Below are 22,821 nucleotides of genomic sequence, written 5' to 3'. Positions count from 1 at the left end.
GTCTGTGATGCCCGGAAGCAGCCAGATCCAGCTGGAGTTGCGCCGGCTGCCGAATGAGCGCAACGCCTACCAGCTAGGTGATGTCGGAACCGTACGACGACACTGGCCCGGTTGGCGGTCCACCGTTGCCGAAGCGGGCAACCGGCGCTGGACGTTCGCCGCATCCGGCATATGGAAGTCCCAGCTGCGAGCGACTGACCACTTAGGCATGGTCGTCGGGGAGTACCTGCCGCGGGCGTTCGGCGGCGGCGGGACGATGTACTGGCACGGCCGGGAACTCACGTTGCGCCCGGCCAGTTTCTGGCGGCAGCGCTTGGCGCTCGAGTATGCCGGCCGGGACATCGTCACCACCGATGCCAGGGCCCGAGGGCGTCGACCGGTGACGATGACCGTGCTGGACCCGCACGCCGACGCGGGCCTGCTCCTTTTCGTCGCCGTCGTCGCCGTCTTGCTCGCATCCGACGCGGCCAAGCGGCGAGGAGGCGATTAGCGCGATCTCCGATACTCGGATGGCTGACCTCCGTTCCAGGGCCCGGCAGCCGATAACCTGCATGCTTGTCGTGCGCGCGGACGAGCTGCTTGCGACGAGCTGGAAGTGAGTGGCCATGTTGTTCCCTCCGATGCCGCTTGAGGAGTGGCAGGACACCAAGCAGACGCTGCACCGCTTCCTGCAGATCGCCGGCAAGGTCCGGCTGGATCAGAGCCCGCTGCGCAATCACTGGTGGAACGTCCCGTTCCACCTGACCGCCCGTGGCCTCACCTCGCGGCCGATGGGTGAGGAGACCTTCTTCACGATCGACTTCGACTTCGTGCGGCACCTGCTGCGGGTGGAGTGCAGCACCGGGCAGGACGTGTCGTTCTCGCTGACAGACCTGTCGGTGGCCGGGTTCTACCGGCGACTGCTCGACGCGCTCGCCTCGGTCGGCTACCAGGTGCGGATCGCCCAACCGGTGCCCTTCGACCTGGCCGACAGCACGCCGTTCGCCGTCGATGAGCAACACGCCACCTACGTGCCGGAGCACGCCAACCGGTACTGGCAGATCCTCGGGCAGGTGTCGCTGGTGCTGGAGGAGTTCGCCGGCCGCAGCTATGCCAAGACCAGCCCGGTGCATCACTTCTGGCACACCATGGATATCGCGGTCACCCGGTTCTCCGACCGCCCGGCCGAGCTGCCCGACGGCGTCGACCCGGTCACCCGGGAGGCGTACTCGCACGAGGTGATCAGCGCGGGCTTCTGGTTCGGCGACGACAAGTTCGGCGAGCCTGCGTTCTACAGCTACACCGCCCCGGAGCCGGCCGGCTTGACCGAGGAGCCGCTGAGCCCGGCCGCGGCCAGCTGGGTTCCGAGCGGCAGTTCGCACCTGGCGCTGTTGCGCTACGACGACGCCCGCGCCAGCGGCGATCCGCGAGCCACCGTCCTGGAGTTCCTGGAGAGCGCCTACCTCGCAGGAGCCCACAGGGCCGGTTGGGACATCGACAGCCTCCGCCATCCGCGAGCTGCGGCGATCGAGGCTGGCTGACGACACCGCACGACGGAACTAAGGACCCCAGCACGGGGAGAAGGGCGCTCGACGTGTACGCCTAATAGGCATACACTGCTGCGTATGTCAGTGACGAAGGACTCCCGGATCGCAGTGCGGCTCTCTTTGGACCAGGACGCGCTCATTCGCCATGCTGCCGAGGTCGAGGGCACTAGCATCACCGACTTCACGGTCGCCGCCGCGGTTGCCCATGCTCGGGATGTGCTCGCCGACCGTCGGATCTTCGCGGTCGATGATGCAGCGTGGTCGGAGTTCCTCGCGATCTTGGACCGGCCGGTGTCCCACAAGCCGCGACTGGAGAAGCTCTTCACCGACCCGTCGGCCTTCGACGAGTCGTGACCGGCTATACCCGCCCACGCCCGATCTCCGAAGATGATGACAGCTCGACCTTCGACAGCGGCGAGCCGAGCCTGGATGAATACCTGCGCAACCGGGCACTGGTCAACCATGGGCAAGGGGCGTCACGCTGCTTTGTGACCTGCCAGGACGGCCGGATCGTCGGGTACTACGCGCTGGCTTCAGCGAGCATCCAGCACCGTGATCTGTCGGGGAGATACCGGCGGAACATGCCGGATCCGGTGCCCGTCATCCTGCTGTCGCGGCTCGCGGTCGATCGCAAGGAGCAGGGTTCGGGACTCGGCAAGAACCTGCTGCGTGACGCGTTAGCCCGTTCGGTGGCGGCGGCGGAGATCGTCGGGGTCCGAGCGCTGCTCGTCCATGCGCTTCACGAACAAGCACGCGCGTTCTACCTGCGCTTCGACTTCGAGCCCTCGCCGACGGATCCCCTTCATCTCCTGCTGCTCATCAAAGACGCCCGCGCCGCGCTGAATTCCAAACAGGCCTTGCTGCGAGGACTGCGCTCTGAGGGCTGAGCATCACATTGGTTTCGCGGTTAGGGCTCCGCTGACTATCGAGGCGACACGGGCAGTCATCGACTACCTCCAGAACGCCTGGGAGCGCACCATCGCTTCGGTGTACGCGATCCGAGCGTCGACCGGGCTGGGTGTCGGTGCAGCCCAGCAGGGGATCTACCCGAGGTGTGGATGGAGGACTTCACGATGGCGACCATGCCGGCGCGGTTCGGCGAGTTGGGGACCCGCATGCCAATGACGGGCGATGTTTGACATCTCCGAGCTGCTGGACTGGTCCGAGCGCCACGAGCTGGAGCAGCTCAGCCGTGCTCCGCAAGCGACGGTGATCATGCAACAGGCAGTCGATAGCACTTCTGGATTTCGTGGCGGACTGGTGGCTGGCCGACGACATCGGCGTGCCGATCGCGGATTAGCTGAGTTGTTTATGAAGCGTCGATAGACTCCTCCTCAGAGTTGATTACCTGACAGGAGTGTTCAGTGGACCTCGGGGCAATAGCAGTAAAAGCGGCTGTGCCAGTTTTGGCTACTGTTGGAAAAGGTCCTATAACAATGCACAATTGAGGAAAATCTCGACTGAGGCACAGCGGGTTCTCTGACTGATAAAGCTGCTACGGGTCGCGGTGCGGCTCGGCACCTCTGAGGTATCGTTGATCTCTCAATATGTGAATTCCGCAGAATTTACTCAACAAATGCTACGCGCCCTCATATGTGATGCTCGTAATTACAAAGAAGAACTACGTCATGCTCTCCGCATAGAGATTTCCCTTCAATCTCGCGAAGAATTGACGACCCAGTGATCGCCGACGACATCGTGGATGTGATTGAGGAACTCATCTACCAAACTGTACAAGCCCTTCGATCGGTAGTTCCAAATGCTGTTTCAACTGCTTACGGTGCGAGTATAGCCGCACAGATAGCAGCAGCGTCTGTACGTAATTCGGAGTTCATCACAACCATCACCAGCCTTGGTGCCATCGACAAATACAGCAGGGACCTTCGAGCGCAAGTTAAGTTGCGCCACTCGAAATTGAAGCTAGCCAATGCGGTAGATGCTGTAAGCATCGAATATGAAAAGCTTTACGTGCCTCCGTACCTTAAACGCGCAGTCACTGGTGAACGAGTTCGTAGCATCGAGGGCTGTTTTTACTCAAGGCTTACGAACCGTGATCTTAGGCGATCCCGGAATTGGTAAAAGCACACTCGCGGCAAAGCTGGCATTCGATTTAGCCAGCGACCGTTTGCTCCAAGCGGAGGGGTATGTGCCGTTTTTGGTGGTCGTGCGCGACCATACGGCCCGAGATTCGGAAAATGCTGAAACCTTTCTGCATTATCTCGAAAAGACTAGCAGAACCTATAACCTGGTTCCGCCTCCTGGCGGCATCGAATACCTGCTAGCTAATCGCAAACCTTTCGTAATTGTAGATGGGTTAGACGAACTCGGTGAGAGTGCGTTCCGAGCGAAGTTCACTGATCTACTCAATAGTTTTGCTAGCCTTTTTCCATGGGTGCGGATTGTCGTAACCTCGCGCTCAGTTGGGTATGAAGAAGCTAGCCTTGACGGTGATCTATTCGACCATTATGCCATAGCGCCGTTCGATGATAATCAAGTTGCCCGTTACGTGTCTGCCTGGTTTAAATTGATGTGGCTCGATTCCTATTTGGGCCACCGACGATAAAGTGAGACTTGCCGGTCAGCGGGTGAGCAGGACGACCGCGGCGGCCGCGATCCCCAGCCCGACCCGCTGGACTGCGCCGGTGCGCTCCTTCAAGACCAGCACCGCCAGCAGCACCGTGCCGGCCGGGTAGAGCGCGGTGATCACGCTCGACAGCGACAGCAACCCGTGCCGGCTGGCCAGCAGGAAGGCCAGGTTCGCCACGGCGTCCAGCATGCCGGCCAGCAACGCCAGCCCCAGCACCGGCCGCGGCATCCGGACGAAGCCCGCGGCCACGGCGGCCAGCGGCACCACCAGCACCGCCGACACCAGCCGGGACAGCACCACCGGCCACATGCCCGAGTCCGGGTCGGTGCCGGCCAGGCAGATGAAGTACGACCCGAACCCGACGCCGGCCAGCACCGCCATGGCCAGCGGCCGCCACCCGATCGGCCCGTGCGGGTGATCGGCGGGCTGTCGCGAGATCAGCGTCACCGCCAGCAGGCCGAGCACGATGCCCAGCCACGCCAGCAGGTGCGGCCGCTCGCCCTGCAGCACCCCCGCTCCCACCGGGACCACCGCCGACATCACCGCGGTCACCGGCGAGATCACATTCATCGGGGCCTGCCCGAGCGCGCTGTAGAGCAGCGCCACCCCGGCCAGCCCGGTCACGCCGCCGGCCACGCTCCAGGCCAGGGTGCCCGCCGAGATCGGGCCGCCGTACACCGGCAGCAGAGCGGCCATCAGCACCGCGCCGATCGGATAGCTCACCAGCAGCACCGTGATGGCCGGGATCCGGCGGGACGCCAGCCCGCCGACGAAGTCGCTCACCCCGTACACGGCGGCAGCGAGCAGCGCGAAGAGAACCGCCATCGTCAGATCAGCTGGCCGGGCAGCTCTCACCGGCCGCCGGCGGCTTGCCGGTGACGAGGTAGCTGTCCACCTTGCTGGTGATGCACTTGGTCTTGGGGTACGCGGTGTGGCCCTCGCCGTTCCAGGTCAGCACCACTCCGGAGCCGAGCGCCTTGGCCAGCACCCCGGTCGCGGCGAACGGGGTGGCCGGGTCGTGCAGGGTGCCGATCACCAGGATCGGCGGCGCGCCGGGCGCCGACGCCGGTGGCAACGGATGCCCCGAGCGGGGCCAGGAGTGGCACGAGTACAGCGAGGCCGCCGCATTGCGTCCGAAGATCGGGTACTTCGGGATCCACCTGGCGGCCATGGTGGCAACCAGCTGGTCGGTGATCTGCAGGGTCGAGTCGTTGCAGTTGACGGCCAGGTTGGCGTCCATGATGTTGGAGTAGTGCCCGGTCTCCGGATCGCGTTCGAGGTACTCGTCCGACAGCGTCATGATCTTGGTGGCGTTGCCGTCCCGCGCCGCGATCAGGGCCTGCCCGAGCTCCTCCCACTGCGACTGGTCATACAGCGCCGAGGCCACTCCGATCAGGACGATGCCGCCGGTGGCCTTGCGGTCGCCGGCCGGGATCGGCGCCCGGTCGGCGGCGGCCATCAGCGACAGCACCGCCGAGCGGGGATTGCCCAGCGCCGCGCAGGCCGGCCGCTTTGCGCAGTCGGCGGCGAACTGGTCGAAGGCGTCCTCGAAGGCCTTGGCCTGCCGCTCGTCCACGGTCAGCTCGTCGGCGACCGGGTCCACCGCCCCGTCCAGCACCGCCGTCCGGATCCGGGTGGGGAACTGGTGGGCGTAGGCAGCCCCCAGCCGGGTGCCGTAGGAGAAGCCGAGGTAGTTCAGCTTGGTGTCGCCGACCGCCTGCCGGATCAGCTCCATGTCGTGGGCGGTCTCTTCGGTGTTGAAGTGGCCCAGGGCGGATCCGTACTTGGCGACGCAGGCCTTGACGACCGCGTCGGAGGCGGTCCGGGCCTGGGCCCGGCCGGCCGCGGTCCGGACGTCCGGGTTCGCCGCGGCCAGCCGGTCCTTCTGCTGGTCGCTGATGCACTGCACCGGCTCGGACAGCCCGACCCCGCGGGGATCGAAGCCCACCAGGTCGAAGTGGTCGAACACCGTGTCGCTCAGCGCGCCGACCAGGCCGGCGGCCAGGTTCACTCCCGAGCCGCCCGGGCCGCCGGGGTTCACCAGCAGCGAGCCGATCCGCTGGCTCTGGTGGTTGCTGCGGACCCGGACCACGAAGATGTCGGCGGTGTCGCCGTCGGGCTCGTCGTAGTCCAGCGGAACCGGGAGCTTGCCGCAGCCGAACTGCATGGACTTGGCCTTGGGCGAGCCGATCGCGGCCTGGAACTGCTGGCTGCAGTCGGAGAAGGCGATGCGGGCGGCCGGCTCGCTCGCTGACGAGCTGGCCGAGGCCGACGCGCTGGCCGCGGAGCTGGAGGTGGTGGCAGGTGCGGCGGGCCGCTTGGGTGAGCTGCAGGCCGCGCCGGCCAGCAGGGCCACTCCCACGGCGAGCGCGGACAGCCGGGTGGCGAGGCGGGTAGGCACCCCTTGAGGCTAACCGAGCGGCTCGCCCAACCCGGGGACGATGTCGCTGAGCTGGAAGTTCACCGGCTGCTCGAGCTGCTCGTAGGTGCAGGACGTCGGGGTGCGGTCGGGCCGCCAGCGGTTGAACTGGGCGGTGTGCCGGAATCGCTCGCCCTCCATGTGGTCATAGCGCACCTCGACCACCCGTTCCGGGCGCAGCGGCACGAAGGACAGGTCCTTGCCGGCGTTCCAGCGCGACTGCTCGTTGCGGCGCGGCGTCCGCTCGCCCGCCTCGTGCGCCGCCCAGTTCCACGGGTGCTGGTCGAAGGTGGTCACCAGCGGCTGCAGCTCGGAGAACAGCTCGCGGCGCCGTTCCATCGGGAACGCCCCGATCACCCCGACCGAGTTGAGCACCCCGTCGTCGTTGTAGAGGCCGAGCATCAGGGAGCCGATCACGTCCGGGCCGCTCTTGTGCACCCGGTAGCCGGCGACCACGCAGTCGGCGGTGCGCTGGTGCTTGATCTTGAACATCACCCGCTTGTCGGGCTCGTAGCTGCCTGTCAGCGGCTTGGCTATGACGCCGTCCAGGCCGGCGCCCTCGAACTCGCTGAACCAGCGCTGCGCCACGTCCAGCTCGGTCGTCACCGGCGTCAGGTGGATCGGGGCGGTGACGCCGGCCAGCGCGTCCTCCAGCGCCGCGCGCCGCTCGGTGAACGGCCGGTCGGTGTAGTCCTGGTCGCCCAGCGCGAGCAGGTCGAAGGCGATGAACGAGGCGGGGGTCTGGGTGCTGAGCAGCCGCACCCGCGACTCGGCGGGATGGATGCGCTGTTGCAGCGCCTCGAAGTCCAGCCCGTTGCCGGTGGCGACCACGATCTCGCCGTCGATCACGCAGCGCTCGGGGAGCTGGGCGAGAACCGCCTCGATCAGCTCGGGGAAGTACCGGGTCATCGGCCGCTCGTTGCGGCTGCCGAACTCCACCTCGGCGCCGTCCCGGAAGATGATCGAGCGGAAGCCGTCCCACTTGGGCTCATAGGAGGCGCCGGGCGGGATCGCGGTCACCGACTTGGCGAGCATGGGCGACACCGGAGGCAGGACGGGCAGCTTCATCGCCACAGTGTGCCTGCCCGCCAGGTCAGCGGAGGATCAGGTAGCGGCAGAACAGCGCGCTGTCCTCGGTGAGCAGGCCGGTCAGCTCCAGTCGGGGGGCGAATCCGGGCGGCCAGGGCTCGCCGGCGACGATCCTCAGGGCCTCCGGACCGGTGAGCATCGGCGACACCGTCAGGCACAGCTCGTCGACGGCGCCGCTGGCCACCCCCGCGGCGAACAGCCGTGGGCCGCCCTCGCAGAGGATCCGCTGGTAGCCGAGCTCGCGCAGCGCGGCGATCGCGGCCGCGAAGTCCACCCCGCCGTCCGGGCCGGATGGCGCCTCCACCAGCTGCAGCTTGGTGTCGGTGCCGGCCAGGTCGATGATGTCGTTGCGGTCCGCGATCGGCGCCGCCGACCCGGTGATCACCAGGGTGGGGGCATGGACGGCCGCGGAGAACAGCTCGGCGGACAGGTCCAACTGCAGGCTCGAGGTCATCACCGCGATCGCCGGCGCCGCGGCCAGCCCGAACCCCTCCCGGATGGCCCGCCGGGCCGCTGACGGGTTGCTCGGGCGGTACCCCTCGGCAGCGGCCGTCGCGGCGCCGACCAGGATGACGTCGGCCAGGTCCCGCAGCGCCGCGAACACCGCATTGTCACCGGGGGTCTGCAGGCCGCGGGAGAGCCCCGCTGCTGCCGCGGCGCCGTCGGCGCTGCTCACGAAGTTGACCCGGACGCCACCGGTAGGCAGCCAGCCGTCGCCGTAGTAGGCGTGCAGGTCGACAGGACCGTCACCAGCTGAGCCGGCCGAGCCAGCTGAGCCAGCTGAGTCACCGAAGCCGGCCGAACCCGCTGGGGGCGCCGGGAGCAGAACGCGCATGGCTGCTATCTCAGCACAATCGAGGTCCGAACTGGCGCTCCGCCGGACGGCCCCCAGGAGCCCTGAGCCGCACCGGGAGAATTGCTGCTCACACTCCGGAACGTTTTTTGGTCCCCCGGAGTTGCTACAGATTCAGGCAGTCATTCCGATCAATAGCCTTAATCCGACATCAAGGAACCTCCATGACGATGATCGTGCCTTCTCTCTCACCGTCAGCCCACGCTGCCTTGCAGGCCAGGCTGGAGGACCTCCAGGCGCAGCGCGCGCAGACCGCGATCGAGAGCATCCCGCCGGGCGGCTCCGGCGACGCTGCCGACCACGCGGGCAACGTCGAGGCGTTGATCCGGCTGGGCGAGCTCGACGCCCGGATCGCGGCGCTGCAGGTGCAGCTGCAGGCCCCGATCGCCGAGGCCCCGCCCGCCCAGGCCGCCGAGATCGGCAGCCTGGTGACCCTGCGGTTCGCCGACGACGACGAGGACCAGCAGTACCTGATCGGCCTGGTCGAACAGGCCGCCCCGGGCGTCGAGGTGATCACCCCGACCAGCCCGCTGGGCGCGGTGCTGCTCGGCGCCCGGCCGGGCGACGAGTTGACCTACCGGGTCGCCAGCGGCGCGACCATGACGGTCACCCTGGTCGAGATCGCCGCCTGAGGACGCCCGTCGCGGTGACCTGCCCGCCGGTAGGGTGACCTGATGACGCCAGAGCCAGCAGCCAAGGCCGTGTCGTTGCGAGAGACCCTGCGGGCCGCGGACGGACCGGTCACCCTGCTCGGTTACGACCCGGGCAGCCGGCCGCTGGCCCCGGGATCGAAGGCCAAGGCGCTCAAGGCGCTGGCCAGTACCGGCGAGGAGCTGGCCGCCCAGCAGGAGATGCTCTACGCCGGTGGGGCGAGCGGCGACCCGAGGCGGGTGCTGCTGGTGCTGCAGGGCACCGACACCTCGGGCAAGGACGGCGTGGTCAGCCATGTGGTCGGACAGGTCGGCCCGGCCGGGGTGCGCATCACCTCGTTCAAGAAGCCGACCGCCGAGGAGGCGGCGCACCACTTCCTGTGGCGGATCCGCCGGGCGCTGCCGCCCGCCGGCCTGATCGGGGTGTTCAACCGCTCGCACTACGAGGACGTGCTGGTCACCCGGGTGCACCAGAGCATCGACGACGCCGCGTGGGCCGAGCGGATCGCCGACATCAACGCCTTCGAACGCCAGCTGGTGGAGTCCGGAACCGTCCTGCTCAAGTGCTTCCTGCACATCAGCTACACCGAGCAGCGCAAGCGGCTGCTGGCCCGGCTGGACGATCCCACCAAGTACTGGAAGTTCAACCCGGCCGATATCGACGAGCGGGCCTACTGGTCGGACTACCAGGCCGCCTACGCCGCCGCGATCGCCGCCACCTCCACCGAGCACGCGCCCTGGTACATCGTCCCCAGCGATACCAAGTGGTACCGCAACTGGGCGATCAGCCAGCTGCTCCGCGATGCGTTGCTGGGGATGGAGCTCAGCTACCCCAAGGCCGACTTCGACATCGAAGCCGCCCGGGCCCGGCTGCAGCCACCCTTCTGAGCCGCGACCCGATCGGCGTCGTCCACAGGAGGTCGTTCCGGGCTCCTCGTTGTCAGGGGCTGCTCGTACTCTTGAGGGTATGCGGGTAGCCAGCGACATCATCCCCTCGAGCGGCAAGTTCGAGGTCATCAGCGAGTTCACGCCCTCCGGCGATCAGCCCACCGCGATCGCCGAGCTGGAGAAGCGGATCCGGGCCGGCGAGCGGGACGTGGTGCTGCTCGGCGCCACCGGAACCGGCAAGTCCGCCACCACCGCGTGGCTGATCGAGCGGCTGCAGCGGCCCGCGCTGATCATGGCGCCGAACAAGACCCTGGCCGCCCAGCTGGCCAACGAGCTGCGCGAGATGCTGCCCAACAACGCGGTCGAGTACTTCGTCAGCTACTACGACTACTACCAGCCCGAGGCCTACGTCCCGCAGACCGACACCTACATCGAGAAGGACTCGGCGATCAACTCCGAGGTGGAGCGGCTGCGGCACTCGGCGACCATGTCCCTGCTGACCCGCCGCGACGTCGTGGTGGTCGCCACGGTCTCCTGCATCTACGGCCTGGGCACGCCTCAGGAGTACGTCGACCGCGCGGTCCGGCTGCGGGTGGGCCAGCAGATCGAGCGGGAGAAGATCCTGCGCGGCCTGGTGGGGGTGCTCTACGCCCGCAACGACCTGGCCTTCACCCGCGGCACCTTCCGGGTCCGCGGCGACACCGTGGAGGTGTTCCCGGTCTATGAGGAGCTGGCCATCCGGGTCGAGATGTTCGGCGACGAGATCGAGCGGCTCTACTACCTGCACCCGCTCACCGGCGAGGTGATCCGCGAGGTCGAGGAGGTCTTCATCTTCCCGGCGACCCACTACGCCGCCGGGCCCGACAAGATGGAGCGCGCGATCAGGGGCATCGAGAGGGAGCTCGAGGAGCGGCTGGCCGAGCTGAACAACCAGAACAAGCTGCTGGAGGCCCAGCGCTTGAAGATGCGCACCAGCTACGACATCGAGATGATGCGCCAGGTCGGCTTCTGCTCCGGCATCGAGAACTACTCGCTGCACATCGACGGCCGCCAGCCCGGCAGCGCCCCGAACTGCCTGCTGGACTACTTCCCCGAGGACTTCCTGCTGGTGATCGACGAGTCGCACGTGACCGTGCCGCAGACCGGCGGCATGTACGAGGGCGACATGTCGCGCAAGCGCACCCTGGTCGACCACGGCTTCCGGCTGCCCAGCGCGATGGACAACCGGCCGCTGAAGTTCGAGGAGTTCGTCGAGCGGATCGGCCAGGCCGTGTACCTGTCGGCCACCCCGGGCAGCTACGAGCTGGCCAAGACCGGTGGCGAGTTCGTGGAGCAGGTGATCCGGCCGACCGGTCTGGTCGACCCCGAGGTGGTGGTCAAGCCCACCAAGGGGCAGATCGATGACCTGCTGCACGAGATCCGGGTCCGGGCCGAGAAGAACGAGCGGGTGCTGGTCACCACGCTCACCAAGAAGATGGCCGAGGACCTGACCGACTACCTGCTCGAGCTCGGCGTCCGGGTGCGCTACCTGCACTCCGAGGTCGACACGCTGCGCCGGATCGAGCTGCTGCGCGAGCTGCGGATGGGCGAGTACGACGTGCTGGTCGGCATCAACCTGCTGCGGGAAGGCCTGGACCTTCCGGAGGTGTCGCTGGTGTCCATCCTCGACGCCGACAAGGAGGGCTTCCTGCGCTCGGGCACCTCGCTCATCCAGACCATCGGCCGCGCGGCGCGCAACGTGTCCGGCCAGGTGCACATGTACGCCGACAAGGTCACCCGCTCGATGGAGCAGGCGATCGAGGAGACCAACCGGCGCCGGGCCATCCAGGTCGCCTACAACACCGAGCGCGGCATCGACCCGCAGCCGCTGCGCAGGCGGATCGCCGACATCACCGACATGCTGGTGCGCGAGGCCGAGGACACCGAGGAGCTGCTGGCGGCCGGCGGATCGGGCCGGTCGCAGTCCCGCGGCAAGTCCCCGACACCGGGCAAGGCCGGCCGCGGGGTCGGGTCGGTGGGCGTCGTCGGAGTGGGCGCGCATGCCGACGGCAAGCTCGACGTCGCCGCGCTGCCGCGTGCGGAGCTGGCGGATCTGATCCAGCAGCTCAACGAACAGATGCTCGGCGCTGCCCGCGAGCTCCAGTTCGAGGTGGCCGCAAGACTCCGGGACGAGATCGGCGAGTTGAAGAAGGAGCTGCGCGGAATGGACGCAGCAGGCGTTCGGTGAGCTCCGCGGCCGTGGAGCCAGACGGCGGACCGGCTGCGCACGGCGTGCAGGTGACGTTCGACGCCGTCGGCGAGCATGCCCAGCGCTCGATGGCCGCAGGCGCCACACTGGTCGCCGAGCGCAGCGAGAACACCAACCGGTGGATCCTGCTCATCGACCCGGAGGGCGACGAATCTTGTCTGCAGTGAGCCGTCGCCGATCCCCTTGGCGTGGCCTGCTCATCCTGGTGGCGGTGCTCGCCGTGCTGCTGGTGGCCGCGGACCGGGTGGGGCTGCTGGTGGCCGAGCGGCAGATCGCGTCCCGGGTGCAGTCGTCGGAGGACCTGGCCCGCCGGCCGTCGGTCGACATCGAGGGCTTTCCGTTCCTGACCCAGGTGCTGGACAATCGCTATCCGACCGTGCGGCTGACGGCTCAGGGTTTTCCGGTCGGCAGCCGTGATCAGCGGGTCCGGCTGGCCGATCTGGATGCCCGGCTGCATGATGTGCGGGCCGTCGACAAGTACTCCGGCGCCACCGCCCAGACGGCCGAGGGCACCGCGCTGCTGAGCTATCAGGAGCTGTCCCGGGCGCTCGGCGTCACTCTCGGGTACGCCGGAGGTGGCCGGGTGCAAGCCAGCAGCTCGGTCGAGGTGCTCGGCAAGACCGTCACCGGGACCGCCAGCGCCCAAGTGGGAGTGGTCGGTGGCGACGAGCTGACCTTTTCGGGGATACGGGTCGGCGTGCCGCAGGCCGGCATCTCGGTTCCCGAGCAGCTCACCGACCAGTTCAGTTCCATCTTCAGGAACAAGTTGTCCTTACGCGGTCTGCCGTTCCATCTGAAAATCCAGCAACTGGTCGCTAGCGAGGACGGGGTGCGGATCGCGGCGACCGCCCGGGACCTGACCCTCAGCTAGAGCGCTCAGCTACCTCGCTCAGCTACATCCCTGAACCAGGGCGCCCGCTATGTGGCTCAGCTAGCGGCGCCGGCATTCGAGCCTGCCAGACCGGAACGGAAAAGCTCTTCCTGCAAGGTGAGGAGCTGGGCGTACCGGCCGCCCCGGGCAAGCAGCTCGGCATGTGTGCCGCGCTCGACGATGCTGCCCTGGTGCAACACGCAGATGAGGTCGGCCTGCTGCACGCTGGCCAGCCGATGGCTGATCAGCACGATCGTCCGGCCGTCGGCAAGCCTGCGCAGCGCGTCGTACACCGCGCGTTCAGCCCGGGCGTCCAGCGGGGCCGTCGGCTCGTCGCAGATCAGCACCGGAGCATCGCGGAACAGGCCGCGCGCGATCGCCAGCCGCTGCCACTGGCCGCCGGAGAGCTCATGGCCGTCCCGGAACTCCTTGGACAGCAGGGTGTGCCATCCGTTGGGCAGGGCCTGGACGACTTCGTCCGCGCGGGCTTGCTCGGCCGCTCGGCGAAGCTCGGCATCGCCCGGATCGTGCCGGTCATGACGGCCGAGCCGGACGTTGACGCGCGCGGTGTGCGGCCACCGAAGCGGGTTCTGGGAGACCATCACGATCTGATCGGCGACACCGGACCTGTCGAGTTCGGTCAGTGGCCGGCCGTCCCACCGGATCTCGCCGGAGGTGGGCACATATAGGGCAGCGATGAGTTTGGCGAGCGTGCTCTTGCCCGAACCGTTCTCACCGACCAGCGCGATCGTCCGCCCGGCATCGATACACAGGCTGACGTCGCGGATCGCCTCGGCGCCGGGCGGGCTGCCGGGGTAGCTGAAGCTGACCCGGTCAAGGTCGATCTGCCGGGGATCGGCGGTCACCGCTAACCCGTCGCGGCCCGGGGTGCGCTGGCCGGCGGTGGCGAGAAAGTCCTGGTAGTCGCCGACGTACAAGCCTTGCTCGAACAACTGGTTGACCGCGACCACGACCCGCCCGAGCGCGCCGGTGGCTACCCGGATCGCGATCGCGGAACCGCCTGCCACCGCCAGCGGAATCCACCCGGCGCGCAGCAGCACCGCCAGCACCGCGAAGGTGGCCGCGGCGCCGGCGCCGGCCAGTGCCCGGCCCACCGCCCGGCACCGGGCCTGGGCGGCCTCGACCCGCGCCTCTTCAGCGCACAGCGACCGGGTGACCTGTCCGTACTCAGCGAGGACGAATGGCTCTGCCTGGTAGGACCGCAGCTCGGTGGCCGCGGCGCGGTCGGTAAGCAACTCGCCGAGCATCCACATCCGGCGGCCGAGCGTGGTCATTCGCAGCCGCCCCTCATACCCCAGCCGGGCGGCGCGCAGCACCGACCAGGCTTCGGGCGCGATGCTCAGCACAAGCACCGCGACCAGTAGGGGGTGCAGGATCAGCAGGGTGCTGGCGGCGGCGAGCATTGCTAGCGCGGCTGCAAGGAGTTCGAGCAGGCTGTCGACCGACCGGTCCAGGTGCACCAGCCCCCGGTCGCGTGCCCGGTGCAGCCGGTCGTAGAAGGCGTCGTCATCGAAGGCGGCCAGCTCTACCCCGACCGAGACCTCGATCAGCTTCGTTGCCGACAGCCTGCGCACCGCAGGGCCGACCCGCGCCTTGGCCAACGCCACTGCCGCATCCAGCAGGCCACGAGCGCTATAGAGCGCCGCCACCGCCATCAACGCCGGTGTCGCCGCCGCAACCCGCTCGGAGGTCGGGCCAGCGGTCAGCAGCTGGTCGAGCACAGCAGTCGTGGTCAACAGCCCGAAGGCCGAGGCCACCCCGGAGAGCAGCTGCAACACCAGGATGCTCACCGCCGTCCCCGGCGCTGCCCGGTACACCATCGCCAGGATTGACCGGGTCGACCGCGGCAGCTGGCGGAGCATCGTCGGCAGCCCGGGCGCGGTCGCCCCGGTGTCCAGCGCCCAGTACGGGGGTGCGACGTCTGCCAGCGTGGCATCCGGCTCGTCGGTCATCGGCCGGGTTTACGCGGGGACCAGGAGCGAGGGCAGCTCGCAGTCCGGGTCCATCCGCAGCAGCTGGTAAGCCACCCCGCCGAGTCCAGGCATCAAGCCGGGGCAGAACGCCGCACGCGCTAGGCCGCTGGCGGCGCCGTACTTCTCGATGCTGCCGATGATGTAGGCGGCGACACTCGGCCGGTCGATACCTGTCGGAGCCACCCCGAGGGCGAAGGCGGTATCGAGCAATTCCCAACAGCCCAGATCGCCATGGCAGATGGTGTGGTTCCAGCCCATGCCGCCGTCCCAGCACCCGGCGGCGGCGCGGCGCACCACATCGAGGTGGCCTGCGGCATCACCGAAGCCGCAGCTGATCAGATCGGCCGCCGCCAGCCCGATGCCGGTCGCGCCGTGGCACCAGGCGGTCGCGATGCCTGACTCCTCCCGCACATCACGCCAACCACCCTCGGAGGCATCCCAGAGCGAGTCCTCGTAGGCGAAGGCGGCTTCAGCCATGGCGGCGAAGTCGGTACGTCTGGTGGCCTGGCTCAGCCGCGCCAACGCCCAGCCGATCCCCGTGGCGCCATGTGCAAAGCCGCCGACGCCGACCGGCCACAGCGGTGAGTTCCAGCAAGCCCGGCCGTCATCTAGCACGGCCAACTCGACGAGTTGCTCACCAGCGGCGACGGCCAGCTCAAGCCAGCCGCTCTGCGATGTCCGGGCAGCCATTCGAACGGATCCGATGACCGCGCCGGCCCGGCCGCTGAGCAGGTCAGACTCAGCGGTTTCGGTGAGCGCCTCGGGAAGCAGCTCGGCAAGCCTGGCGGCGCGGTAGCTGGCCTCAGCCGGATCGACGGCTCCGAGGTCGGCCAGCAGCGACCAGCCCCAGATCTGCGAGTGCAGGCCGACGTACAGTCCTGGTGGCTGCGGCCTGGTGCGGTAGCTCGACTGCCGACTGGAAACCCTGAAGTCATCGGCTGCGCGCATGCTGGCCAGGGTCGCCGCCAGCAACTCCGGCAGGCCGTCGATCCTCAGCGCTCGGCCAGCAGCCTCCTCGTGCAGATAACTCCCGATCAGCACCGCAATGCCCGGCGCGCCCGAGTAGGCATCTGCGCTGAGCGGTTGCACCGACCAGCCGGTCACGTTCATGACCGGAGCGATCCAGGTCGCGGTTCCGTCCGCGCCACGTATGGCGGTGCGCAGTAAACGGTCAAGGATGCCGGCGGCGAGCTGTCGCCGACGTGTGCTCAGATCATCGGTGACCGGCTGCTCCACCGACATCGCGGTGCCAGAGGACGTGAAGCCGTCGTTGATGTAGGCGCAGACCAGCGAGGACTGGATCAACTCCCGCTCGATGAGGTGGTCGGCTGACCGCCAGCGCTGGAGGGTCTCGGCGAGCACGTCGTGCGGTTGCCCCCAGACGGTGTTCCGCGGCCCGCGCAGCCAGCCCGTGCCAGGAGTGGTGGCGAAGAACGGTATGTCGCCGACCAACAGGTCAGCCACCTCCGCGGCGATCACCGCCGGATCACCCGGAGCCCACGGCGCCACTTCGCTCTGCTTCGCCAGGAGCGCGGTAGCCCGTGCCACTGCGCCGGCCTCGTCATGTAGGGACACCGGGTGCCACAGCATTCGGCCGATCTCGGAATATGCCTCGGTCGAACGGAGCACCGCTCGGATATCGGTGTCTCGGAATGCGGCGAAGGCTGGTTCCAGGGACCCGGCCTTGTCCAGGGCAAGCAGCCTGCCGGTGAGCTCATCAAACCCTTCCAGCACGTTCGGCCAGTAGAGATCCAGGTCGGGACTAGGGCTCGGATGGTTCAGGGCGATCGAGCCAGGCACCGGCGCCATCGCCAGCCGGGCCAGGTCTGTGCCGGCATCGACGATCTGCGGGGCCTGCATCGTCGGTTGCTGGCCCGGCAGCGCGCCGGCGGCCGAGATGTCCACCCCTCGCCAGCCAAGGTCCACCCCTCGGCCGGGCAGCAGTCCGGATCGGAGCACCGTGCCGGCCAACAAAGCCGCTGCCTGGTCCAAGGCGTCGCCCATTCCGGCTGGCTTGACCGTCTGACTCGGCGTGAATAGCGTCTCGCAGTCGATCACCACCGGCGTCGGGCCACATGCGATGAGATTCTCGGCATGCAGATCTGTGGTGCCGAAGAACCTGGCCAGGGCAAGCCAGTGACCCAGGCGGGTGTAGTAGGTGCGAAGTTCGGCGGCGGACTCGCAATAACGGTGCGGTATGAATTCCGACCAGCCGTAGGCGCCACACAGGATCACCTCGGGAACCCGGATCCGGTCCGCAGCAGGGATCGAGCTGTACAGCTGACCCAGGAAGGCGCTGATGGCCGAATCGATCCCAAGTGCCCGGGGCTTGTAGATCAACCGTTGGTCATGCAACTCCAGCACGATCACAGACCGGCCGCCACGGTGGCTGTCGCCCGCGCCGAAGCTCGCCCGGCTGAGTTCGCCGGCCCCTGGAATCAGCATGCCAAGCCGACCGCGGTCAGCGGCGAAACGACCTGCGAACTCTGACGCCGCGGCGGCTCGACCGCGGATCAGAACGTCCAGCCGCGAGAGCAAGGTCGGATAATGCGGGGTGAGCGATTCCCAGAAGCTCCGGTGCGCGGCCCGTTCGAGAAACTCCGACCAGCGAGCGGCGCTGTCCTTGCCCTGCAAGGTGCCGGTGACACGGGCGGCATTGAGTTCGAGCAGCAGCAACCGGCTCACCTTGCGGCGCACCGCGTCGGTGATCGCCGCCGAGGCGCCGGCCACCACCGCCTGCCGCTCAGCGGCGCCGAGGAGGGTGATGTGATTCAGCTCTGCTGCCAATTCAGTGAGCGCCGGGTCGATCAAGCAGCGAAAGCTGGCGTCGAAATCACCCTCCTCGGTGTGCACGGATTCTTAGCCTCGGCTCAGCAGCATTCGCGCGTCTTCGAGGCCGTGCACGTCGAGCACATGGTCTCGACCGACGGAGCGCTGGTCAGGTCGCCTTCGGTGAAGGCGGTCGTGAACAACGGGCCGGCCGGGTTGTCGTCGCCGCTGGTACGCCACTGGGCTACCAGGTCTTCCGGACGGGTCAGCAGTGCGGTGTTCATAGCAGCTCCTTTTGATGGGAAACAGCCCTTCGAGTGAAGAACCGAACTTTCACGGTAAATGAGTTAAATCAAATAAACAATACGAAATACCCGCTAAATAACTCGCATCAATAACGGCTGCCGGATGCGTCAGCTTGGTGAGCCGACGGACGTGAGCGCCAAGCCCGGAACCAGCACCGACCCGCATCGCAGTCGGGGGTTCATCCGCAGCAGCTGGTAGACCACGCCGCTGAGGCCAGGCAACAGCCCAGGTAAGAACGCCTGCGGGCGACGCCGCTGACCGGGCCGTGCTCTTAAAGGCTGCCGAGCAGGTAGGCGGCGACCTCTCCCGGCGCAGGCCGGGCGGCGCCAGCCCCAGGTCAAAGGCGGTGTCCAGCTCCCAGCAACCGACCAGTACGTCGCAGTCCTCGGCCGCCTGCGACAGCTACATAATCGGTCGGGCTCCCAGCTTGCCGACAGCCATGGCCCCGAGCCGGTTGGCCTGGCTCAGCGCCTCGACCAGCTCCGCGCCGCCCCACCGGGCCGCTAGCAGCCCCGCGGCGAAGGCATCGCCGGCGCCGGTGGAGTCCAAGACCTCGGCAGGCTCGGCAGGACAGTGCCAAGTCCCGGCCGCGGTTGCCAGCAGGCTGCCCTGCCCACCGCGCTTGACCACCACGTCCAGGCCCCGCGCCACCAGGGCTGCGACGCCGGCGGCCAGATCATCGGTCCCGGTGAGGGCGGCCAGCTCGTCGGCGTTGGCCAGCAGCAGGGCGCCTGCGGGGATCCATCCCAGGAACCGCTCCGGCCCGACGGTCCGGATCGGCCCCGCCGACGCGGCGTCGACCGACACCGAGGCGCCCACCGCGCCGGCCTGGCGCAGCGCGAACAGCCCCGCCGCCCGGGAGCCCTCGGTCAGCAGGGCGTACCCCGACAGGTGCAGGTGGTCGGCGGCGCCCAGCAGATCCGCGCCCAGATCAGCATCGGCGAGGGTGGCGTTGGCGCCCGCCGACGGCACCATGGTCCGCTCGCCGTCCGGGCCGATCAGCACCAGGCACACCCCGGTGGCGGTGACGGGATCGATCGACACCCGGGGGATCACCCCGTGGGAGCTCAGCGTGGCGACGGCATCCCGGCCGAACGGGTCGTCGCCGACCCGGCCTGCGAACACGCACGGCACCCCGAGGACGGCCAGCCAGGCCGCGGTATTGGCCGCCGAGCCGCCGTGGGAGAACCTGATCGGCGCGGGGGTGTCCGAAGCCAGCGCCAACGGCGCCGGCAGCACCGCGGCGATGTCGAGCATGACGTCGCCGAGGCAGACCACCCGGCCGCCGCCTGGGATCACCGTAGGTCCGCGTAGGCAGCGGCGATCTCGGCCGCGACCCGGGCGTTGTTCAGCACCAGCCGGACGTTGACGGTCAGCGAGGCGCCGTGGGTCTCCCGGTGGAAGTAGTCGAGCAGGAACGGCGTCACCTGCTTGCCGGTGATTCCGGCGCGGCTGAGCGCGGCCAGGCCGGCGGCCAGGGTTCGGTCGTGCAACGCGCGGTCCAGCTCGTCGGCCGCGGGAATGGGGTTGGCCACGATCAGCCCGAACCGGTCGGTGCCCAGCTCCGTCCGGGCCCGCATCACGGCGGCCACCTCGGCCGCGGAGTCGACCCGCCAGTCCAGCCGGTGCCCGGAGTCGGCGAGGTAGAAGCCGGGGAAGGCGTCGGTGCGGTACCCGAGCACGCCGACGTTGAGCGTCTCCAGCCGTTCCAGGGTGGCCGCCACGTCCAGGATCGACTTCACCCCGGCGCACACCACGGTGATCGCGGTCCGGGACAGGGTGCCCAGGTCGGCCGACTCGTCCCAGGACTCGCGGGCCTGCCGGTGCACGCCGCCGATGCCGCCGGTGGCGAACACCGCGATGCCGGCCCGTGCGGCCAGGTGTGCGGTCGAGGCCACCGTGGTGGCGCCGGTGCCGTTGCGGGCGGCGATGGTGGCCAGGTCACGGACGCTGACCTTGGCCACGTCCTCGGAACCGGCGACCACCCGCAACGCCTCGTCGTCCAGGCCGATCCGGGGCTGGCCGGCGACGACGGCGACGGTGGCCGGCACGGCGCCACCGTCGCGGACCGCCTGCTCGATCTCGCGGGCGATGCCGAGATTGCCGGGCCGGGGCAGCCCGTGGCTGATGATCGTGCTCTCCAGCGCGACGACCGGGCGTCCCGCCGCGATCGCGGACGTCACTTCGGGGTGCAGCTGCACTTGGTTCTCTCGATCCGGTAGAGATGAGGTCATGCCGGTAAGCACGACTCTGGACCACGTCACCATCGTCGCCGAGGACTTCCAGGCCAGTCGGGCAGTATATGACGCCCTGCTCGGCTGCCTGGGGCTGGCGCCGACCGTCGATTTCGAGGACCCGGAAGGCGACTCCGACGACACCAACGCCGTCGCGGCGGTCGGCTACAGCGATGCCGCCGGCCGGCTGCTGCTGTGGCTGGTCGCCGGTACGGCCGCCACCACCGGCGCGCATCTGGCGCTCGCGGTCACCGAGCCGGCGCTCGTGCGGGCCGTGCATGCCACGGCGCGGGAGGCCGGCATCCCGGTCGTGCAGGCGCCGCGGGACTGGGAGTCCGATCGGCTGCAGTACTACGGGACCCAGCTCAGCGACCCGGCCGGCAACCGGGTGGAGGTGCTGCTGCGCCATCCCGGCCGGTCCTGAGCTGGTGGGGGCCGGCGGCGGCGCATCGTTACCGGAAAGACGCCGGCGGCTGCCAACCGCGCCGTCCACCGCGCGTCTTAGTCAGTAGCAATGTAGAACGCGGGTTGGATGTGCTCGGCGAGCATGTGCGACCGGCACGATCTGCTCAACCCGTCCTTGCATTGCTGGCGTTCGCCCTGCCCGGGCGCTGCCGAATCAGATGCGGCTGCACCGGCCAACCGACGGGGGAGACCTCGCCAAAAGGAGCACGAATTGAAGAACAACCGCACGAAGGCAGCTGTGCTCGGCGGCACGTTGGCCGCAGGAGCCGCGCTCGCGCTGCTCAGTCCCGCCGCACCGGCATCGGCCTACGATTCCGACGGCCTGTACCTCCAGCTCGCCGTGCAGTCGCCTGCCACCCTGGTCGGCCGGGGCGCTGCCGTCGATGTATCCATCGACGTCACCTGCAACTCCACGAACTCCGCCTACCTGGACACCCTGCTGAACGAGCGGGTCGGCAACCGGATCGTCACTGGGCACGGCTACACCTATGTGACGTGCACCGGAAGCCTGCAACGAGTAGTGGTCAGGGTCGTCTCAGGCACCGGAACGCCGTTCGCACGCGGAATCGCAGTCGCGACCGCGAACCTCTACGGCTGCACCGAGACCACCTGTGGTCAAGAGATGGACGACACGACGATCAATATCACCAAGTAGGGGACGGGGGCTGCGGTGGCGTGAGCTACGCCACCGCGGTGTCTCTGTTGGTGACGTCTGATCAGGCATGAGACATGCTTCCTCGGTCGGGACGTTGATGAAGTGCTTCACGTGCGGCGGCTGGGCCAGGTGCGGCGGGTCGAGGTGCTGCTGCGCCATCCCGGCCGGCCCTGAGCTGGTGGGCCGGCGGCGCATCGTTACCGGAAAGACACCGGCGACTTCCAACCGAGCCGGCCATCAGGCGTCTTAGCTAGTAGCAATGTAGAACGCGGACTGGATGTGCTCGGCGAGCATGTGCGACCGGCACGATCCGCTCAACCCGGTCTGCATTGCTGGCGTTCGCCCTGCCCGGGCGCTGCCGAATCAGATACGGCTGCACCGGCCAACCGACGGGGGAGACCTCGCAAAAGGAGCACGAATTGAAGAACAACCGCACGAAGGCAGCTGTGCTCGGCGGCACGTTGGCCGCAGGAGCCGCGCTCGCGCTGCTCAGTCCCGCCGCACCGGCATTGGCCTACGATTTCGACGGCATGTACCTCCACCTCGCCGTGCAGTCGCCTGCCACCCTGGTCGCCCGGGGCGTCGCCATCGATCTATTCATCGACGTCACCTGCAACTCCAGGTACCCCGCCTACCTGGAGACCGTGGTGAACGAGCGGGTCGGCAGCAAGATCGTCAGTGGGAACGGCTACACCCGGTTCGAGTGCACCGGAAGCCTGCAACGAGTAGCGGTCAGGGTCGTCTCAAGCACCAGTTCCCCGTATGCACGGGGAATCGCAATCGCGACCTCGAACCTCTATGGCTGTATGGAGAGCACCTGTGGCCAAGAGACGGACGACGCGACGATCGAGATCACCAAGTAGGAGACGGGGGCTGCGGTGGCGTGAGCTACGCCACCGCGGTGTCCCTGTTTATGACGTCTGATCAGGCATAGGACGAAGTTTCCTCGGCCGGGACGCGGATCAGTCGACGTTGATGAAGTGCTCCACGTGCGGCGGCTGGGCCAGGTGCGGCCCGATCCCGGCACGCCAGACCGGAAACCGGTCGGAGTCCCGGAACGCCTGATGCGCCTGCAGCGATTCCCACTCCACCAGCAGCACGAACCGAGTGGGGGTCTCGACTCCTTGGGTCATCCGCAGGCTCAGCAAGCCGGCCGACTCGCGCACCGCGCCGACGGCGCTGCGATAGCCGGCCTCGAAAGCGGCTTCGGCGCCAGGACGGACATCGAACTCTGCGATTTCAAGGACCATGGCCTGATCCTCGCAGA

Annotated in this window: 24 protein-coding genes; 14 read left to right on the top strand and 10 right to left on the bottom strand. The window is 68.2% G+C overall.

Annotated elements, in window-relative coordinates; translation table 11 throughout:
- The first annotated feature begins 7 nt into the window (after window positions 1–7).
- The 6 genes from VF612_RS01660 to VF612_RS01635 all read left to right on the top strand — a co-directional run bounded on the left by VF612_RS01660 (window position 8) and on the right by VF612_RS01635 (window position 4,089).
- Window positions 8–490 (top strand): hypothetical protein, encoded by a 483-nt coding sequence (locus tag VF612_RS01660; RefSeq protein WP_408658110.1) that lies wholly within the window; start codon window positions 8–10, stop codon window positions 488–490.
- Between the two features lie 115 nt (window positions 491–605).
- A complete protein-coding gene (locus VF612_RS01655) occupies window positions 606–1,520 on the top strand; it encodes a DUF5996 family protein (RefSeq protein WP_408658109.1) in 915 nt (304 codons plus the stop codon).
- An 84-nt stretch (window positions 1,521–1,604) separates the two neighbouring features.
- Window positions 1,605–1,880 (top strand): DUF1778 domain-containing protein, encoded by a 276-nt coding sequence (locus VF612_RS01650; protein WP_408658108.1) that lies wholly within the window; start codon window positions 1,605–1,607, stop codon window positions 1,878–1,880.
- On the top strand, window positions 1,877–2,413 hold the full coding sequence (locus tag VF612_RS01645; protein WP_408658107.1) for a GNAT family N-acetyltransferase: 537 nt from the start codon (window positions 1,877–1,879) through the stop codon (window positions 2,411–2,413). Before VF612_RS01650 ends, VF612_RS01645 begins: the two co-directional genes overlap by 4 nt.
- A gap of 244 nt (window positions 2,414–2,657) precedes the next feature.
- Window positions 2,658–2,852 (top strand): hypothetical protein, encoded by a 195-nt coding sequence (locus tag VF612_RS01640; protein ID WP_408658106.1) that lies wholly within the window; start codon window positions 2,658–2,660, stop codon window positions 2,850–2,852.
- 673 nt (window positions 2,853–3,525) lie between these two features.
- Complete coding sequence (locus tag VF612_RS01635; protein ID WP_408658105.1) at window positions 3,526–4,089, top strand: NACHT domain-containing protein; 564 nt, start codon at window positions 3,526–3,528, stop codon at window positions 4,087–4,089.
- A gap of 15 nt (window positions 4,090–4,104) precedes the next feature.
- Here VF612_RS01635 and VF612_RS01630 read toward each other — a convergent pair whose 3' ends face one another.
- The 4 genes from VF612_RS01630 to VF612_RS01615 are packed head-to-tail and all read right to left on the bottom strand — an operon-like array spanning window position 4,105 to window position 8,456.
- The gene (locus VF612_RS01630; RefSeq protein ID WP_408658104.1) at window positions 4,105–4,938 is read right to left on the bottom strand and encodes an EamA family transporter; all 834 of its coding nucleotides are present in this window, start codon (window positions 4,936–4,938) and stop codon (window positions 4,105–4,107) included.
- A gap of 7 nt (window positions 4,939–4,945) precedes the next feature.
- The gene (locus VF612_RS01625) at window positions 4,946–6,514 is read right to left on the bottom strand and encodes an alpha/beta hydrolase (protein ID WP_408658103.1); all 1,569 of its coding nucleotides are present in this window, start codon (window positions 6,512–6,514) and stop codon (window positions 4,946–4,948) included.
- A 9-nt stretch (window positions 6,515–6,523) separates the two neighbouring features.
- Entirely contained in the window at window positions 6,524–7,600 is a 1,077-nt protein-coding gene (locus tag VF612_RS01620; RefSeq protein WP_408658102.1) for an ATP-dependent DNA ligase, read from the bottom strand.
- Between the two features lie 25 nt (window positions 7,601–7,625).
- A complete protein-coding gene (locus VF612_RS01615) occupies window positions 7,626–8,456 on the bottom strand; it encodes a dihydrofolate reductase family protein (RefSeq protein WP_408658101.1) in 831 nt (276 codons plus the stop codon).
- Between the two features lie 182 nt (window positions 8,457–8,638).
- Between VF612_RS01615 and VF612_RS01610 the strand changes: the two genes are divergently transcribed.
- From VF612_RS01610 to VF612_RS01590, 5 genes are all read left to right on the top strand, one after another.
- Entirely contained in the window at window positions 8,639–9,106 is a 468-nt protein-coding gene (locus VF612_RS01610) for a GreA/GreB family elongation factor (protein WP_408658100.1), read from the top strand.
- 42 nt (window positions 9,107–9,148) lie between these two features.
- The gene (locus VF612_RS01605; protein ID WP_408658099.1) at window positions 9,149–10,012 is read left to right on the top strand and encodes a PPK2 family polyphosphate kinase; all 864 of its coding nucleotides are present in this window, start codon (window positions 9,149–9,151) and stop codon (window positions 10,010–10,012) included.
- 79 nt (window positions 10,013–10,091) lie between these two features.
- Complete coding sequence (gene uvrB / locus VF612_RS01600) at window positions 10,092–12,239, top strand: excinuclease ABC subunit UvrB (RefSeq protein ID WP_408658098.1); 2,148 nt, start codon at window positions 10,092–10,094, stop codon at window positions 12,237–12,239.
- Window positions 12,236–12,427: a VOC family protein gene (locus VF612_RS01595; protein WP_408658097.1), complete on the top strand. Its 192-nt coding sequence runs from the start codon at window positions 12,236–12,238 to the stop codon at window positions 12,425–12,427. Before uvrB ends, VF612_RS01595 begins: the two co-directional genes overlap by 4 nt.
- Window positions 12,424–13,131: a DUF2993 domain-containing protein gene (locus VF612_RS01590; RefSeq protein WP_408658096.1), complete on the top strand. Its 708-nt coding sequence runs from the start codon at window positions 12,424–12,426 to the stop codon at window positions 13,129–13,131. Before VF612_RS01595 ends, VF612_RS01590 begins: the two co-directional genes overlap by 4 nt.
- Window positions 13,132–13,187: 56 nt before the next feature.
- On the opposite strand, the gene VF612_RS01585 is transcribed toward VF612_RS01590, so the two are convergent.
- The 5 genes from VF612_RS01585 to VF612_RS01565 all read right to left on the bottom strand — a co-directional run bounded on the left by VF612_RS01585 (window position 13,188) and on the right by VF612_RS01565 (window position 20,401).
- Window positions 13,188–15,104, bottom strand: a complete 1,917-nt coding sequence (locus VF612_RS01585) for an ABC transporter ATP-binding protein (RefSeq protein ID WP_408658095.1) — start codon at window positions 15,102–15,104, stop codon at window positions 13,188–13,190.
- Between the two features lie 9 nt (window positions 15,105–15,113).
- Window positions 15,114–17,978 (bottom strand): type 2 lanthipeptide synthetase LanM family protein, encoded by a 2,865-nt coding sequence (locus VF612_RS01580; RefSeq protein ID WP_408658094.1) that lies wholly within the window; start codon window positions 17,976–17,978, stop codon window positions 15,114–15,116.
- Window positions 17,979–17,995: 17 nt separating this feature from the next.
- A complete protein-coding gene (locus VF612_RS01575; RefSeq protein ID WP_408658093.1) occupies window positions 17,996–18,178 on the bottom strand; it encodes a DUF6229 family protein in 183 nt (60 codons plus the stop codon).
- Between the two features lie 424 nt (window positions 18,179–18,602).
- Window positions 18,603–19,499 (bottom strand): carbohydrate kinase family protein, encoded by an 897-nt coding sequence (locus VF612_RS01570; protein WP_408658092.1) that lies wholly within the window; start codon window positions 19,497–19,499, stop codon window positions 18,603–18,605.
- Window positions 19,496–20,401 (bottom strand): pseudouridine-5'-phosphate glycosidase, encoded by a 906-nt coding sequence (locus VF612_RS01565; protein ID WP_408658091.1) that lies wholly within the window; start codon window positions 20,399–20,401, stop codon window positions 19,496–19,498. Before VF612_RS01565 ends, VF612_RS01570 begins: the two co-directional genes overlap by 4 nt.
- A gap of 31 nt (window positions 20,402–20,432) precedes the next feature.
- Here VF612_RS01565 and VF612_RS01560 point away from each other — a divergent pair, with 31 nt between their 5' ends.
- The 3 genes from VF612_RS01560 (at window position 20,433) to VF612_RS01550 (ending at window position 22,417) form a co-directional block, all read left to right on the top strand.
- Window positions 20,433–20,858: a VOC family protein gene (locus VF612_RS01560; protein ID WP_408658090.1), complete on the top strand. Its 426-nt coding sequence runs from the start codon at window positions 20,433–20,435 to the stop codon at window positions 20,856–20,858.
- A gap of 123 nt (window positions 20,859–20,981) precedes the next feature.
- Entirely contained in the window at window positions 20,982–21,554 is a 573-nt protein-coding gene (locus VF612_RS01555) for a hypothetical protein (RefSeq protein WP_408658089.1), read from the top strand.
- 419 nt (window positions 21,555–21,973) lie between these two features.
- Window positions 21,974–22,417, top strand: coding sequence for a hypothetical protein (locus VF612_RS01550; RefSeq protein WP_408658088.1), 444 nt, complete (start codon window positions 21,974–21,976; stop codon window positions 22,415–22,417).
- 99 nt (window positions 22,418–22,516) lie between these two features.
- On the opposite strand, the gene VF612_RS01545 is transcribed toward VF612_RS01550, so the two are convergent.
- Window positions 22,517–22,804 (bottom strand): antibiotic biosynthesis monooxygenase family protein, encoded by a 288-nt coding sequence (locus VF612_RS01545; protein ID WP_408658087.1) that lies wholly within the window; start codon window positions 22,802–22,804, stop codon window positions 22,517–22,519.
- Between the last annotated feature and the right edge of the window lie 17 nt (window positions 22,805–22,821).

Source organism: Jatrophihabitans sp. (assembly GCF_036388195.1).
GTDB lineage: Bacteria > Actinomycetota > Actinomycetes > Mycobacteriales > Jatrophihabitantaceae > Jatrophihabitans_A.
This window is presented reverse-complemented; position numbering and strand designations above follow the sequence as displayed.